Here is a 17,318-nt window from a genome sequence, read left to right on the forward strand (position 1 = left end):
TAAATCATTGTTACCATCGAATGATCTAGGAGTTTAGTTCATAAAAAAGGAGTGAATGCTTGTTTTTCACTCCTTTTTTATAATTAGAAAGGGTATGATATTTAAAAAAAACACTATTTATTACATTATTTACTTTATTGATCATATCAGTTGGATGTGAAAATGATAGAATAGAAACTGAAACTGATAGTATAAGTACTATATTGGAGAAGTTAGAGTTTAACCAAGCAGTGGGGGTTTATACTAATTTAGAACAATCAGGGAATAATGTTTCTTCATTTTTGTTATTTGGATTGGCATTAAATTTTAAAAATGAGATTTTTGACACACTAAATAACTCAGATATATCTATAACATTATCAAATGAAAAGAAAGATGAAATTAAATTTACTCCAGAAGAAATAAAATGGGAATTATCTGATCCAAGATTATTAAAGGAGAGATTTTCTATACATTTAACTTCTGATAGGATAATAGGTTTTGAAATTAGTCTTTGATAAAATCAAATTTGATGTAAACAAGAATAGTATTACTAAAAATATTAACCCGATATATTTACAATTTTACTCTGGAGAGCAAAATGGAGTTTCTGTCATGGAGTCTCCATTAGCACCTAAAAATGAGGTAACACTAGAGAAAGAGTATACATACTCTTATAAAATTTTAGATTCAAACAATATTATAACCAGTGATGTACAAGCAGAATTGATCTATCCTGAAGAAATAAAGAATTATATTGAAATAGTTAATATTGAAGTTAATCATGATAAATATACAGAAGAACAGCTTAAGGGAGAATACAAAGGTAAATTAGACGAAAAAAAATTAAAAGGGATACAAGTTTATGAAATTAAATGCACTTATGTTATACGAAAAAAGGTAACATAGTTTTTTAACCAGCAATAAAACTTCTTTTTAATAAAAAGGAACAAATATTAGCACCATCAAAACCAGTATCTTTCTTTAATTTTTCAACAACATAGGCTTAACACTAACTGTTACATCTTGAATTGGTATATTAGTTTCAACTGGATGAGTCAAAGCGAAGAATCCTTTATTTGATGGAAAAAAATTGAATGTGATATCCATTTAGAACCTCTTCTAACCTTCAATATTATAGGTCTTAATTGATCAGTTTATGCATATTTCGTCTAAAAGGCAGTTAACTTATGTTCCTATTCGGTTCATTTGATATTTTTATGCTTAGACACATCTACTTTGAGTTTACTCTAAAGATTACTTTGATTTGGCTCAGTGAAGTTGGAATTATTAGAATTGAGAGGGTGAGTAATATATTTATTCAAAAAAAATGGATGTTTATATTTATAATTTTTATAACTTTATTATCGGGTTGTGAAAGAAGTAACCCAGATCCATTAAATGACTATAATTTAACGATTACTAATAATAGTCCATTGGATTTAAAAAGTATAGTTGTTACCGTTGAGGGAAATAATGACTCTAAAATTAATTCTTTGATTGATAATAATATTGGATATAAAGATATTGCGAAATTTCATATGAAAAATGGAAAGCAATCGTTTAAGATTACAATCAACCCAAAAGGGAATTACTCGGTAAGCAAAGAATTTAGTGAAAAATTTAATACGGAAGAAATTGTTGAGTATCAAATAATAATAGAAAGTAATGAAATAACTATTCAAAAAATAAATAATGCGCAGTAATATAATGTCATTGCATGTAACATTTTCACTTTGGCATAGGATAGACCGCCCCGGAATTGCTTCGTTCTCTCCGCTGCTTATTTGGACGATACGCTCGTCAACTAAATAGAGATTCGACTTAATTATTTCTCACCTTCCAGCATTTATGCGAATAGACTTGATAGTTCGTCCATACGTGATATAAAAATCTCGCATAAGCTATGGATGAAAGGAGGGAAAAATTATGCCTAAACGTTTAATAGATAGCCAGATTTCCCAAAATGTATCAACCACAGGAGCAGTAGCTATTCCTGCAAGTCCAACTCCCGCTTTGTTTGGGACACTTGGTTTGAATACAGCTGCTGCCGGACCGAATCTCTCTGTTCACTTTACGGCAACGGTTACGTTAAGTGCAGTAGTTAACATTCTTGTACCTGTAACCTTAACCGTATTCCGCGTAGTAGATGGTGTCTCGACTCTCATCTATTCTGCAACGGAGACCTTACCTGTAGGCACACTTTTGTTAACGACGGATGTATTGACCGTAACGGGTATCGATCTGTTAACAACTAACCCCGGATTCGTCGTCTATCAGGCTTTCGTTAGTATTCCAGAAGGTATTGCAGTCATTCCGAACAGGGTTGGCCCTGAAAGCTTTGAAGCAGTGGCTTACTCTGACTAACATTCTGTGTTCAACTGGCGAAATTAATAAGAAATGAATAGAATCTATGAATACCGATTGATCAAGAAAGTCCTTATGGAATATATCCATGAGGACTTTTCCATTTTTGAACTTACGTTTCATTATACGTCTCAGCCTGGAGCTGTCCCCCTAAGGCTCTTAACTAGAGCTTTTTAGGAAAAAGTACCGTCGTAACAAACTTTAAGGAATCAATTGAATAATTAATTTGGCTGAACTAAAAATCTTTTAGGACAATGGTTTGTTTAACGCTAGGTTAGGCGTATAGGTGGTTATATGCCATTTACATTATTCTTATTGTTAACATAGAAATACTTATCAAACGAGAGTAAAGTAGGTGGAATTTAATGACGAACAACCAAATTTTTAGTAATCCTATAAACAACCCTATAGGTGCAGTACCTCCGGAGTATTCGGCTGCTCAATCTGGGGTGTATTATACCATTACAACAGGAGCCCAAACTGTTAGTGGTGTGAATGGTTACATGGCACTAGAATTAACTAATCCAGCCAATTCCGGAAAGACTATACGTTTTGAATTAATCCGAGCTACATCATCTGTTTCTTCTATCATTAGTTTATATCGCAATGCTACCCTGAACGTGAGTGGGACATCGGCAACACCTCGTAATACCAATTGGGGATTTACAGATTCGAGCAAAGTCACTGGAACGTGGGTAGCACAAACGGGGGACCCAGTTACTGGTGGAGTTCTTTTACAAACGATTGAACAATTGGGTGGACCAACCGAAATTGATTTTAATGGTAAATGGCTTATTCCTAGCAAGGCGTCAAATCAAACTTTGATTGTCTTATTACAAAATAAACAAGCAAATTCTGAGATGTCGATCAATGTTAGTTGGTGGGAGTTGTAATTATCTAAAAGATTAGTGAACATGTCGCAAAGCGAATGTAGTTTAAATTCTCATCCTTTATATGTGGATGGGGATTTTTGTGTTTATTTATAATATCGAATGCCCGTTCTTTGGGGGTTAGTTAAGGAACAAGAGTATTCAATCATTTAATACATAATTCGGGTTGGAAAATAAGGTGCAGGAAATGAACAAGAATTCCAGTACCCTAGTTATATGGATTTGGAAAGCGAATGAGAGCTGTCTGCGTCCTATTCACTGGGAATTTCACAAAATTTCTGGTGAGTGTAGTCCACACAATTTGGATCTGTAGGTTCATATACTAAAAAAACTGATTCTTAATTTCAACATTGCAGGAAACCTTCTTACGAGGTTCGATTTTTTGTTACCGGACAGGTACCAACAGAATACAGTCATCACTGTATTCGGAACGGATTCAACGGAAATATAGTTCACTATCAAAATGTGTTGAACACAGAACTTGCATCCATTGCGCAACTGAATCCATAAGACCATTGCTATAAAGGGGGAAAATGACTATGGCAAACATACAAATATCGCCAAGTGCGAGTAATCAATTTGAGCCATCCATTGCGGTCAATTGGCTCAATCCCTCCGTTATGGTGGCGGTGGCAGTCGATTTAAGGGCAGGTCCTGCATTGATTGGCTTGTACAAGTCAATCGATGCAGGCGTAACATGGAGCACGCAGTTACTTCCACTGCCAACTGGATTCGCTAGCATGGATTCGCCCCATATTGATTATAAATTTCCCAATACATTCGTCGTGGTAGCAAACGCCCTTGATACAGACGGTCTCAGCGGCACGATCGTGACTTATACGTCCAGCGACAACGCATCTACGTTTGGACCACCTGTCATTGTAAACCAGGGATTTGGACAGTTTGTCAGTAACGATCAGGTTGTTGTTATCATCGATAAGGCGGGATCAAGCCCGTTTTTTGGAAACATTTATGCCGGTTATACACATGCTTATAACACGCAATTTATACCGGGAAATACAATATTCTTTAATCGTTCCCAAAATGGGGGCAATGCGTTTTCGGATCCAATTCTCCTCTCTTCTGTCAACGAATTTGAAAAATTCCCCGGAATTGCAATCACATTAAATGGGATTGTTATCGTAGGATGGATTACCCAACCTCCCGGCAGCAGCAGTTTTAATACTCGAACATCACAAGACGGTGGAGCGACATTCGGGCCCGAGACTATGGTTACATCCGTTGTTGTCGTACCTTCGCCGTTACCAGGATATCAGTTCAGATGCCTGACCTTCCCATCCTTAGCAGGGGATACCTCAAACTCCCCAACGACGCGAGGAAATGTCTACGCCGTCTGGCAGGACTTTCGGCAAGGTTATTCCGATATCTTTCTGTCTGTCTCGACAAACTTTGGCTTAGATTGGAGTGCGCCTAAGCCCGTTGCAAATAGTCCGGCGGGTTCCCAGAACTTTTTCCCAGCGATCACCGTTTCACCAACGGATGGAGCGGTTTTTGTTTCCTACTACACCAATCGGGTCAATCCACCTAATCTTGACGTTTTTCTTGCTACATCCAGGGACGGGGGAAATACGTTTACCAATACCCGCATTACGACGACTTCGTTTAGTGTTACGGGCCTTGCTTTAATTGGAGACTATATTGGAAATGCAGTTGTCCCTCAGACAGGCCGGCTTGTAACCGTTTGGACAGACACTCGGACAGGGGTGGAAAACATTTGGTTTGGCGATAACCAATAAACAAACTTTTTAGAACGAGCGACACTGCATTGCATAGATGATCGGCCCCAAATGGGCAAAAACAAATATATAGAAAATATCCTTGTCAATCAATTCCTTGACGAAATAGGGGGGAATGATAATATAATACTTTGTAGTAATATAATTTGATTGATTGAGGGAGATTGATAGGTATGGGGCAGAGAGGAAGAAAGAAAGGAGCGAGCGGCGAACAAAGTCGAGGGTTATTGTTAAGCATCGCCACAGAAGAATTTGCCTTGCGAGGATATCATGAGACGAAGATAAGCAGCATCGTTGAGAAGGCCGGTGTTACCCAACCAACCTTCTACCTTTACTTCGAGAATAAAGAGGCGTTGTTTCAAGAGTTGGTCCATTTATTTCGATCCCGGTTGAGCGAATATACCCAGAAAAGTCGCCTCGAACCAGGTATTGAAAAAACACTCATCCGTCAAAGAATTGCGGGGGGGCTTACGCCATTCTTCCGGTTTTTCATCGAAGAACCCCATCTGGCCAGTATCGGTTTTTTGGTTGCTCCCCAGGCGGCCGAGATTAAAGACCAATTGGCCGATCAGATTCTTGCGAACCTGATTTCGGAGCAGCAGGCAGGCTATTTCCGTGAAGACCTGGATATGGGGATCGTTGCAGATAGTCTCGTGGGCATGATGGAACGCTTTATAGCGACACAAAAAGCTCGCGCGAATAAAGAGCCGGAGGTTTTGGCGGATGAGGTTGTACGTCTATTTTTATATGGAATTGCAGCACCGTAGAAATTTGCCTTGGGAGGGGAAAAAAATTCGTAAGCAGATCAAAAAGTTAACGGCCAGCGTACTGGCTCTATTATTGATTACATCGATGGTGCCAGAACTATACGGAGGAAAAGTCCATGCTGCCAGCGGCTATACCATCAACACGGAAGCAGGCATAGGTATCAACGATTATTCGGGGGATGGGGGACCTGCTGCATCAGCAGGATTGAATAACCCTAGTGGAGTCGCGGTAGACAGCACTGGAAACCTGTATATCGCGGATTCATCAAACCACCGGGTCAGGAAAGTCGATACGTCGGGAAAGATTAGCACGATAGCGGGTACAGGTACCGGCGGCTATTCGGGGGATGGAGGACCTGCGACATCGGCCTCATTGAATAACCCTTATGGGTTGACGATAGACAGTATTGGAAATCTGTATATATCGGACTACTCTAACGACTGTATACGGAAAGTTGATATATCGGGGAAAATCAGCACGGTAGCAGGCGGGAAGGGTAACGGCTATTCGGGAGACGGTGGACCAGCGACCTCGGCAAAATTGAGTTATCCGGACGGAGTGGCGGTAGACAGTAGCGGAAATCTGTATATCGCGGATAAAGGCAACCACCGGATTCGGAAAGTCGATACAATGGGGACGATTAGCACGGTAGCGGGCACGGGAGTTCGCGGCTATTCGGGGGACGAAGGAAATGCTGCGTCGGCCCAACTTGGCTCCCCGGCTGGAGTGGCAGTAGACTGGGTCGGAAATCTGTATATATCGGATACATTCAATCACCGAGTTCGAAAAGTCGATACTACGGGGAAGATCAGCACGATAGCAGGTACAGATGGACCGGGCTATTGGGGAGATGGAGTACCGGCGACCTCGGCTATATTGAACCAGCCCATTGGAATAGCTGTCGACCATGGCGGAAATGTATATATAGCGGATAGATCCAATTCCCGAATTCGGAAAGTTGATACATCAGGGAATATTAGCACGATAGCGGGTACGGGACGATATAACTATTCGGGAGACGGTGGACCCGCGACTTCGGCAGACTTGAATTGCCCTTACGGCATGGCGATAGATAGAAGCGGAAACCTGTACATAGCGGATGTTTTAAATAATCGGATTCGAAAATTAAGCTTGAGTGCACAAACCGTCGTCGCGTTCGCCGGCTCGTCCATCCCCGGAGTCGGTATGGATGATCCGATCACGCTGACCGTGAAGAATGCGAATGGGAACACGGATACGACGTTTAGCGGAGCGCATGAGGTGACGATATCCGGTTACTTGCAAGCTCCGGATAGCTCCTTTGGCAGCTTGAACGGAACGGCCCTGAGCGCATCGTCACACACGACCAACGTCATGTTTGCGAACGGCGTAGCTACAATAAATCTGAGGCTAAACAAAGCGGGGACGCAAACGATCAACATAAGTGTAGCGGACGCGGCATCACCCGGTGCAAATTCGTTGATCATTACGCCAGTAGCAGGAAGGGCGGCCTCGATGGCGCTAACCACGGACATTAAAGCTCCAGCCAGCAATGGAAGAGCGTTCGCGCAGCAGCCTGTCGTCATGCTTCTCGATGCTTACGGCAATACGAGCACAAACGACAACCATACCGCTGTTACGGTAAAGAAGAAGGACTCGGGGGCCTGGAAGCTTACAGGGACAACAATGGCAACAGCAAGCTCAGGGATCGTAACTTTTACTGATCTTGGTGCTGCGAATGGAGCGGTAGTAACGGGAGCGCAGCTTGGATTTGAAGCGGATGGCTTGCCGCCAATTGAAAGTACGACTGTAACATTACCCTGGGAGAATCCTGAGGTAACGACTCAGCGTATTGGCGAATTGCCGATTGGCACGAAAATTCGCGATAGCAGAGAATGGGGTTATTTTACGGCCGGACCAATCGAAGCGGGATTGCCGGATGCTGTAATATACAAGACGGCACCGATCAACTGGATTCTTGCAGCTAAAGATAGATACAAGCCCGATACCAGCTTGTTCATCTCAGAAGATATTATAGCTGAAACGCATGAAGTTAACGGGCAAGAAAATTTGAACAGCTGGACCCTTTCCCCTGTCCGCCAATGGCTAAGAGGATCATTTTATGCAGCCTTCTCCTCGTCATTCCGCAATGCGATCTCGTTAACGAGCTACCCAATGTTATCCGATGGCGATTGGCTAGAAGATGAGACATTCTTTGTTTTAGCGGCTCCAGAATTAATTCCTGTGAAGGGTCAACCACAATTCATTATTCCTTACTTCAATGATGCCAACAACAGAAAGGCTAGTGGCAACGAATCGGAGTATCATTGGACAAGATCGCAATATAGCTTTCAGAGTTATTATCTAGTCAACAATACGAGTGGGCAAGTTCTTGTTAAGTCTGGTAACTTAAAGGTTGGCATTCGGCCAGCCGTTAATCTGAATTCCGATACCCTCGTTGAAGGTCCTTTTATCGACTCAGCTAACGGAAGCGCCTACTATCAACTCGTTCAGGAGCCAAATCAAGCTGTAGCTGAGCTTGAATCGTCAGAGGTAAAAGTGGGCTCGGCGGTAAACGTTCTCTTTAAGGTTCATTACGCAGACGGCAGCTTGAACACTTCCTTTAACGAGCTGGCAGAAGTAACACTTGAAGGCTATGCAGCAGCGCCAGATGGGACATTCGGATTTTTTGCAGGCGAGGAATTGGCCGGCACACCAAAAACGATTCGGGCGCAATTTACAAATGGAGTCGCTACAGTACCTCTAGTTTTGCATGCAGCGGTACAGCAGACGCTTCAATTTCAAATCAAGGGACTTCTGGAGCCTAATCTGGAAGCCATTGTCGTACAACCTGAATCCGGCGACGGAAAGAAACTAAAAATACAGAGGGATATCTCAGGATTTGACGCGCAAACAGGGTTGTTTGACCCGCAGCCGATTTTGTGGATTGTCGATGATTTTGGCAATGTGAGTGAAAATAGTCCTGCGTCGGTTGAGGCATCAAAAAGTGACTCTGGAAACTGGAGTTTGACAGGTACGACAGTAAAACGAGCGGCAAATGGAAAAGTGGTTTTCGAGGATCTGGGAGCGAACTATGATAGAGAAATTACTGGCGCCAGACTAAATTTTGCAGCGCCTGTACTTGGATCGGACGGGGATGTTACAAGCGGGGCAGTTATTCTTCCGAGTCCGGTGTTTGTCGACCCGATCAACAGCAGCTTCGATAAGAATCCGGCGAACCAAGCGGATATAACGACGACCGTTAAACTAAACGGCAACACATTGCTCAGCATTAAGAACGGCTCGGATGAGCTGGCGGCGGGCGAAGATTATACGCTTGTTGGCAATGTGCTTACGATCAAGAAGGAATACCTGGCTCATCAAGCAGTCGGATCGGTCACCTTGACGTTGACTTTTAGCGCAGGTACACCGCAGCCGCTGGTCATTCCGATCGTAGATACTGCGCTGCCGACTTGGCCGGAAGGAAGTAAACTAACCATCTCAGACATTACACAAACAAGTGTGAAGCTATCTTGGCCCGTTCCGGTAGATCATGAAAAAGTGATTAATTATCAAATTGCCGTGATCGGGAAGGGGGGCAAGGCGGTAAGCGCTAACGAATACGAAACCAGTATTAATGACTTAACGGCCGATACGGAATATACGTTCCAAGTTAGGGCGTACGGTTTAGGGGGGAACGAAAGCGAGCCCCTGACTGCAACAGCCAAGACATTACCAATGTCATCGAACCCGGATACCGAAGCGCCGCAATGGCCGGAAGGAAGCGTGCTGACAGCGTCGGACATCATGCAAACAAGTGTGAAGCTGTCTTGGGCAAGCGCGACGGATAATGTCGGGGTGACCGGCTACAGGATTTACGTGAACGGGACGGAGCGCGAGACAGTAGACGGTAGCGTCCATGCAACGACGATTAACGGCTTGAGCGCAGACACCACTTATACGTTCAAAGTTACCGCCTATGATGCGGCAGGGAACGAGAGCGAACCGGGACTAAGCGTAGAAGCGACTACTTTGCCGCAACCGCTTGAACCAGACACCGAAGCTCCGGAATGGCCGAAAGGCAGTGAACTAACCGTCTCGGATATTATGCCAACAAGTGTGAAGCTATCCTGGCCAAGCGCGATGGATAACGTGGGCGTAGCAGGCTACCGGATTTACGTGAATGGTACGGAGCGTGAAACGGTAAGCGGCAGCGTCTATGCAGCCACCATCGACAGCCTGACGGCCGATACGACGTACACGTTCAAAGTCACGGCTTATGACGCGGCGGGTAACGAGAGTACGCCGCTAAGTAAGCAAGCAACGACATCCCGATCTTCGGATGGAGGCGGCGGCGGTTCCGGAGGCAGTGGTTCCGGGGGCAACGGTTCTGGAGGCAGTGGTTCTGGAGGCAGTGGTTCCGGAGGCAGTGGTTCCGAGGGAGGCCGCACGTTATCCAGCAACGCTGATCTGCAAGAATTGCGGGTATGGGATAAGGATAAGAAATTGGAGCTCAGTCCATCGTTTGCTGCCAGTACGATAAGTTATACAGCCCGAACGGAAGCGGAGCAGGTCGAAATTGCAGTGAAACCGGCGCACTCCGCAGCAAAAGTGATGTTAAAGGATAACGTGATCACGGATAGAACCAAAGTACATTTGGAGGAAGGCGACAATAAATGGGTGTTGATCGTGCAGGCGGAGAATGGCAGCAAGAAGGAGTATACGCTGAACATTCGCCGCGAAACACCGAAGCCATCTGATCCGTTGATCCATTTCACCGACATCGCCGGCCACTGGGCGGAAAGTGGCATCAAACGCGCTGCGGCGAAAGGCATTATCAGCGGCTATCCGGACGGAACGTTTAGGCCGAACCATGCCGTTACCCGAGCGGAGTTTACGGTGATGCTGACGGGCGCATTGCAATTGAAGGAAAAAGGCGCAACCGTAACGTTCACCGATAACGACCAAATCGGCACATGGGCAAAACAAGCGATTGCCCAAGCGGTACAGGCGGAAATCGTCGGCGGATATCAAGACAGCAGCTTCCGTCCGAATGCGCAGATCACCCGAGCGGAAATGGCGGTCATGATCGCCAGAGCGCTCAAACTGCCGCTTATGACCGATACCGTGACTGGTTTTGCCGATGAACAAGCAATTCCGGGATGGGCAAAAGGCTCTGTGGAAGCGATTCGTGCATTTGGCATCGCCAATGGCCGCGAGGGTAATAAGTTCGTGCCGAACGATACAACGACGCGTGCAGAAGCAGCGGTCATGCTGCTCCGGATTTTAGAAAATAAAGAAAAGTAAGTAGAACTTTAACAGGTACAACGACTGAAACGTTTGTTTCTAAGTTGTATCTGTTTTTTTGTAGAAATAGGTGGGGCAGCTTAGGAAGAACAATTCCGTAGTGGATTCGCCAGATCGTATATAGGTACTTAAAAGCGTCCATTATATAAAGGATATGTGAACGGGAATTCGCAATTGCGATCCCGAAATACGGATGAATGTTCGTATGTCCAATCCAATACCATTTAGCGCCAAGCAGGTTTAGAAAGGCAAAAGGCACTTTTAAGTACCTATAGCACAAAAAAGTACGTACTTTTATTTTGGATTGTAGTATAAGATAATATTTTTTGCCGACAAGGCTGGACAAAATTTTGAAAAGCATTTTCGTTAATGTTTTAGCTAGATAATATAGGAGGAATTTTTAATGATAAAGAATTTGCAGGATACAGTGACTCTACACAATGGTGTGAAAATGCCGGGATTTGGTCTCGGAGTATTTAAAGTAGAAGAGGGTCCAGAGCTCATCAATGCCGTTAAAGTAGCCATCAAACATGGTTACCGTAGTATCGATACAGCAGCCATTTATGGAAATGAAGAAGGGGTAGGTCAAGGGATCCGTGAAGGACTACAAGAAGCGGGTATCACAAGAGGAGAGGTATTTGTCACTTCAAAAGTATGGAATGCTGATTTAGGATATGAATCGACAATCGCAGCTTATGAAACAAGCCTAAAAAAACTTGGGTTAGAGTATCTGGATCTTTATCTTATTCATTGGCCAGTTGAAGGAAAATACAAGGAAGCATGGCGTGCATTAGAAACCCTTTATAAAGAAGGACGGGTAAAAGCGATCGGTGTAAGTAATTTTCAAATTCACCATCTTGAAAACTTAATGAAGGATGCAGAAATTAAACCTGTGATTAATCAGGTGGAATGTCATCCACGTTTAACACAAAAAGAGCTTCAAGCATTTTGTGAAAAACATGGCATCCAACTGGAAGCTTGGTCTCCATTAATGCAAGGCGAACTCTTGGACAATGAAGTTTTGACCGCCATTGCTGCTAAATATAATAAATCTGTAGCCCAAGTGATTTTACGCTGGGATGTGCAGAAGGGCATTATTACGATTCCAAAATCAACCAAGGAGCATCGTATTGTAGAAAATGCTGCAATCTTTGATTTTGAACTAACAAAAGAAGATATGAAACTCATTGATGAATTGAATCAAAATCACCGTGTTGGTCCAGATCCCGACAATTTTGATTTTTAATTCAGGGAAAGGGGCTAGACAGGCCATTCAGTTTGTTTGTCTGGCTCCTTTTTTTCAAAATAATACCTTTTGCTTTTTTAATCCTTTTCACAGTCAACTCAAAATAAGGAGGAATGTAGATTGAAATTGAATTTACAAGGTAAAATTGCGCTTGTTACAGGATCGACAGCAGGTATTGGCAGGGCTATTGCCTTTTCATTAGCAGTAGAGGGCGCTACGATTTTTATTAACGGGCGACGGGAAGAAAAGGTACATGAAACCATCAAAGAAATTCAAACAAAATACCCTCAAGCTACTCTAAAGCCAGCTGTATATGATTTGGGAACGGAACAAGGCTGTCAACAGATATTCGATGAGTATCCAGAAGTAGATATCTTGATCAATAATTTGGGCATTTTTGAACCTATTGATTATTTTGACATCCCAGATGATGATTGGTTTCGTTTATTCGAAGTGAATATCATGAGTGGTGTACGGCTAACTCGCTCTTACCTTAAGAAAATGATTCAAAAAGACGAAGGCAGAGTTATCTTTATTGCAAGTGAGGCAGCTATTATGCCATCGGGTAGCGTCAAGAAGTTTGTGTAAGCACACAGCAGGTAAACTTAGGAAACGACAACACCAACGTAGTTGAATGATTTTTTTGTGGTGGTGAGAGGACATAGCCCAAGCGAAGGCGCGGGAGCTTGGTTTTAGGATTCATCTTCCATGGACGAAGGATACCGCTCCTCAAAAAGACTCCGCAGTTCCTGTTTCGTGTCCGGGACACCAAAGCCTGGGATAATACGGTCCGCGTAACGCTGGTTGTACTCCACTACATCCAGGTACACAATCTTCTCTACAGCGTCTAGATTGGTTAAGCTGTTCATTGGCTTCAGACGCTTCCGGATTTCTTTGTTCATCCGTTCGATGGGATTAGAAGTGTAAATGGCTTTTCGAATGGCGACAGGATACTTGTAGAAGGTTAACAGCGTAGGCAGATTATTCTCCCACGACTCGATCTCCCTTGGGTATTTCTTGCCCCATCTGGCTTTGAGTGTATCAAAGGCGGCCATAGCCAGATCGTGGTCAAGGGCGTTATAGACAGTCTTCAAGTCGTCGAGAAATGCCGTCTTGTCTTGTACACGGATTTTTGGAAACGTCGACCGCACCTTATGAACCACACAATGCTGCACGTCGGCCTGAGGATAGGTTTCACGGAAGGCATCGTCCAGTCCAGGAAGGCCGTCAAATACACCAAGCAGCACTTCCTGGGCACCGCGTCGGTACAAGTCTTTCAAGACATCACGCCATCCATTCGAACTCTCATGTCCGCCTACGTAAAACCCGAGGATCTGGCGGCGACCTTCGTCGTCAATTCCCATGGCAAAGTAAACGACCTCGCCGCTTACCGTACTACGCTTGAGCTTCACATACAGGCCATCCAAGTAGATGACAGAGTACCGCTTGTTCAATTTTCGCTGATGCCAATTCTCGATATCCTCCAAGACTGTAGCGGTGATGTTGCTGACTGTTGTCGGCGAATAGTGGCTGCCGAACATGCTTTCAATGAAACGGGCGACATCTCGGGTACCCATGCCGCTTTTGTACATCTGAATCACGGCTTCTTCCAGCCAACCGTCCCGTCTTTGGTAGGGCTCAAACACATGCGTTTGAAAATCACCGTTACGATCTCGGGGCACTTGCAGGTCTTCTAGGTTTCCGTACTTCGTGTGCAGATTACGCTTGTAGTAACCATTGCGACTATTGCGGATCCCTTCTTGTTCATTCTCCATGAACTGTTGGATTTCCGCTCGCATGATGGTTTCCAGATTCTCTTTTACAAATTGAGTGACAAGATTTTCAAATAGATTGTTGAGTATGTTTTCGGGTATCATATTCATTGAGTAGGGTTCCTTTCTTGGTGACTTTCGCAATCCCGAGAATACCCTACTTTTTTATGTTTTGGATAGACTCCAAATCATGGTACACAACTTATTTTACGCCGCCTGCCATCGCAGGAAATGCCGCATTACAGCGCAACAAAAACCATGCAACTGTCTCTTTCACGCAGTTTGGCAGAGTTATGTAAAGGCACAAAGGTCACTGTAAATACAGTCATGCCAGGCTCAACGCTAACCGAAGGTGTAGAGACTATGTTAAACAGTCTTTATCCTAATGAAAACTTAACAATGGAAGAAGCTGAAAAGAGATTCATGAAAGAGAATCGTCCTACTTCTATAATAGAACGATTCATTCGCCCAGAAGAAATTGCACATTTTGTTACGTTCTTAAGTAGTCCGCTTTCCTCCGCTATTAATGGCTCTGCATTGAGAATAGACGGTGGATTAGTACGTAGTGTGTTCTAAAATAAAAAAAGCCTACAAGTAAGTAGACTAATTAGAAGCAATTCAGAAATCGCATGATATTATCCCTTCTAAGTGTACACTCAAAAAAAGCCTTATGTTTATCATGAGGAACGAGTGAACTTGGAGGGGATATTTTATGGTTAAAAAGGGGCAAGTGTTTCAATCGGTATCTTCTTGTATTCCGTTTAGATGCTTGTACAATTTTTTATGAAATATGGTTGTGCGAATGCCTAGTTATTTCACTTTAATAATTAAGGACGAAACGATGTAGGCGGTTTGGGATCGACCTCCTGCATCATGATCCCACGGACCTTACAAAAATAAGGGAGGAAATTCTAATGCCACACAAACTTTCGTCTACGCATTTAATCAACCAAGGTGATGCTTCTATTAAGTATCCAGGAACTACTACTTCTGCTTTCACTGACACGAACTTTTATAAAAAATGCGGCAAAACGGCCGCAAGCGGAACCATCAAACAATATGGATGTGCAATTTGTGATTTGGCCATGTTTATCCTGTATAAAGGCGGTTTGTCTAACAACAATGACAATACCTATAATGCCGTTGTGCAAGCCACAATTGGAGGCACAAACAATGCCGCTGATTTTACGCATCAAAGTTTTACAGCAACAATGGGAAGTAAGAGCATCAAAGTGAATATTCAGGCGATTTCTGACATTTCTACAGAAGTTGAGAAAGGTAATATCTGCATCGCAAGGCTTTATAATTCTAGTACCAAAAACTCGCATTATGTGATCGTCGATGGATGGGACTCATCAGCTTCGGGTTTTTACAGATATCTTGTTTGTGATCCTGATGGCGGCGTTCAGAAAACGCTTGCTGATACAATGATCAAAAGAGGATTCCCGGTTGATGCTGCGTATATCACTGAAAGATATTTACTTAGCTAAAAAAGTGGGCCGAGGACAATGATATCCTGTCCTCGGCTTCCTTCATCTCTAACGAAACGTGACATCGCTATTTGCAACAAAAAGGGCTTTTTGAAATGTTAACGAAACAGGGTATGGCTAATGCAGTCTGTCTTCTATGAGAGTACGTCGATAGACGTTTTTCTTAAGATATAAGACTTCCATGCCGCTTCGCGGCACCACTGATGGATGAAAATTTTGTCCATACTGCTACTATGGCTGGCGAAGGTAGGTCGTACTTTCTTGGTGTCTCGAACCCGTATATAAGACGGACCACAACGACCCGGTGCATCGCAGATTGTTGCTCCTTCGGGAAGCACGCAGGGCAGAATAACCCTTTTTGGTAGTTGCACCAGCCTTAAAATCACCCAGTCGTAAGGAGAAGTACGTATGGAAGTGTTAATCGAACGTTGCTGCGGTCTGGATGTTCACAAGAAGAGCATCACCGCCTGCATTATCACCCCTCAAGGAAAGGAGATTCGAACATTTGCTACAATGACCCGAAACCTGATTGAATTGGTAGACTGGGTCAAACAACACCGTTGCACCCATGTCGCGATGGAAAGCACCGGAGACTACTGGAAACCGATATATAACCTGTTGGAATTGGAAGAACTCAAGCCCATGGTCGTGAATGCGCAACATATTAAATCTGTCCCTGGACGTAAAACGGATGTCAAGGATGCTGAATGGATTGCCAAGCTGCTGCGGCATGGTTTGGTGCAAGGAAGCTATATTCCGGACCGAGATCAAAGGGAACTGCGAGAGGTGATTCGTTACCGGCGAAGCATTATTGAAGAACGAACGCGTGAAGCGAATCGGCTTCAAAAGGTGCTCGAAGGCGGCAACATCAAGCTATCCTCAGTCGCTTCCAACGTACTCGGGGTTTCCGGACGAAACATGTTGGAAGCCATAATTAACGGTGAAACCGATGTTTCTGTCTTGGCCGATTTCGCCCAAAAGAAACTAAAGCTGAAGAAAGAACAGTTGAAACTGGCGCTGGAAGGGCGACTTGGCCCTCATCAACTGCTCATGATCGAGAAGCAGCTCGCCCATATCGATTATCTGAACGAATTGATCACCGAATTGGATACAGAGATCGATAAACGTATGGCCCCTTTTGCTGAGGACCTGAAGTTATTGGATTCGATCCCCGGTGTCGGTAAACGAACTGCCGAACAAATCTTGGCAGAGATCGGTACGGACATGTCGCGGTTTCCAACCCCTGGCCATTTATGTTCCTGGGCAGGGATGACTCCAGGTCACGATGAAAGCGCGGGGAAGAAAAGGTCAGCCAAAACACGAAAAGGAAACAAAAAACTGCGAAGTGCCCTAACTGAGGCGGCGCGGGCGGTGACACGTAAAAAAAATTCGTACCTGGCAGCCCAGTATCATCGTATTGCTGCACGACGCGGAAAAAATAGAGCCGCAGTCGCCGTAGGACATACCATTCTAACGATCGTACATATCTTGTTAACGCGAAAACAAGAATATGTGGAGCTTGGCTTTGATTACTTTGATAAGCGAAAGCGTGACATCTTGATTAACAACTCGATTAAGAGACTAGAGTCCCTTGGACTTACAGTCAGCATTCAAGAACAAACGGCTTAAGCGGTTCAAACCCATTTTTTAAAAAAGCAAGTTACTGGGGTTAGTTTCGTATTGCCAAAAACGGCTTTTCTAACGATACTACGAGCTGATAATTTTCAGGGCAGAAAGTATAAACTTCGGAGATCTCGCATCCT

At 43.8% G+C, this 17,318-nt stretch carries 12 protein-coding genes and 2 pseudogenes; 13 read left to right on the forward strand and 1 reads right to left on the reverse strand.

The annotated features are described in order from the left end of the window. The first annotated feature begins 203 nt into the window (after window positions 1-203). The 10 genes and pseudogenes from L6442_RS03330 to L6442_RS03375 form a co-directional block, all read left to right on the forward strand. Window positions 204-497 (forward strand): hypothetical protein, encoded by a 294-nt coding sequence (locus tag L6442_RS03330; protein WP_212980393.1) that lies wholly within the window; start codon window positions 204-206, stop codon window positions 495-497. Then, window positions 481-888, forward strand: a complete 408-nt coding sequence (locus L6442_RS03335) for a hypothetical protein (protein WP_212980392.1) — start codon at window positions 481-483, stop codon at window positions 886-888. The genes L6442_RS03330 and L6442_RS03335 overlap by 17 nt, the downstream gene beginning before the upstream one ends. A gap of 281 nt (window positions 889-1,169) precedes the next feature. Then, window positions 1,170-1,685 (forward strand): hypothetical protein, encoded by a 516-nt coding sequence (locus L6442_RS03340; RefSeq protein ID WP_212980391.1) that lies wholly within the window; start codon window positions 1,170-1,172, stop codon window positions 1,683-1,685. Window positions 1,686-1,908: 223 nt separating this feature from the next. Then, entirely contained in the window at window positions 1,909-2,346 is a 438-nt protein-coding gene (locus L6442_RS03345; protein ID WP_212980390.1) for a hypothetical protein, read from the forward strand. A gap of 365 nt (window positions 2,347-2,711) precedes the next feature. Beyond that, window positions 2,712-3,239 carry a hypothetical protein gene (locus L6442_RS03350; protein ID WP_212980389.1) on the forward strand — a complete coding sequence of 176 codons (528 nt, stop codon included), beginning with the start codon at window positions 2,712-2,714 and terminating at the stop codon, window positions 3,237-3,239. Window positions 3,240-3,775: 536 nt separating this feature from the next. After that, window positions 3,776-4,993 carry a sialidase family protein gene (locus tag L6442_RS03355; RefSeq protein ID WP_212980388.1) on the forward strand — a complete coding sequence of 406 codons (1,218 nt, stop codon included), beginning with the start codon at window positions 3,776-3,778 and terminating at the stop codon, window positions 4,991-4,993. Between the two features lie 173 nt (window positions 4,994-5,166). Beyond that, window positions 5,167-5,760 (forward strand): TetR/AcrR family transcriptional regulator, encoded by a 594-nt coding sequence (locus tag L6442_RS03360; RefSeq protein ID WP_212980387.1) that lies wholly within the window; start codon window positions 5,167-5,169, stop codon window positions 5,758-5,760. Further along, on the forward strand, window positions 5,717-11,047 hold the full coding sequence (locus tag L6442_RS03365) for an NHL domain-containing protein (RefSeq protein WP_212980386.1): 5,331 nt from the start codon (window positions 5,717-5,719) through the stop codon (window positions 11,045-11,047). The genes L6442_RS03360 and L6442_RS03365 overlap by 44 nt, the downstream gene beginning before the upstream one ends. A 403-nt stretch (window positions 11,048-11,450) precedes the next feature. Further along, the gene (locus L6442_RS03370; protein ID WP_212980385.1) at window positions 11,451-12,293 is read left to right on the forward strand and encodes an aldo/keto reductase; all 843 of its coding nucleotides are present in this window, start codon (window positions 11,451-11,453) and stop codon (window positions 12,291-12,293) included. A 120-nt stretch (window positions 12,294-12,413) separates the two neighbouring features. Beyond that, window positions 12,414-12,857: pseudogene (locus tag L6442_RS03375) on the forward strand (SDR family NAD(P)-dependent oxidoreductase); the annotation flags it as partial. 128 nt (window positions 12,858-12,985) lie between these two features. Here the strand turns inward: L6442_RS03375 and L6442_RS03380 are convergent. Then, entirely contained in the window at window positions 12,986-14,176 is a 1,191-nt protein-coding gene (locus L6442_RS03380; RefSeq protein WP_237099957.1) for an IS256 family transposase, read from the reverse strand. Between the two features lie 105 nt (window positions 14,177-14,281). Here L6442_RS03380 and L6442_RS03385 point away from each other — a divergent pair. The 3 genes and pseudogenes from L6442_RS03385 to L6442_RS03395 all read left to right on the forward strand — a co-directional run. Next, window positions 14,282-14,641, forward strand: a pseudogene (locus L6442_RS03385) (SDR family NAD(P)-dependent oxidoreductase); the annotation flags it as partial. A 338-nt stretch (window positions 14,642-14,979) separates the two neighbouring features. Further along, the gene (locus L6442_RS03390) at window positions 14,980-15,555 is read left to right on the forward strand and encodes a hypothetical protein (protein ID WP_194235688.1); all 576 of its coding nucleotides are present in this window, start codon (window positions 14,980-14,982) and stop codon (window positions 15,553-15,555) included. 408 nt (window positions 15,556-15,963) lie between these two features. Next, entirely contained in the window at window positions 15,964-17,184 is a 1,221-nt protein-coding gene (locus L6442_RS03395; RefSeq protein WP_212981629.1) for an IS110 family RNA-guided transposase, read from the forward strand. The last annotated feature ends 134 nt before the right edge of the window (window positions 17,185-17,318 follow it).

Source organism: Paenibacillus azoreducens, assembly GCF_021654775.1.
Lineage (GTDB): Bacteria > Bacillota > Bacilli > Paenibacillales > Paenibacillaceae > Paenibacillus_AQ > Paenibacillus_AQ azoreducens.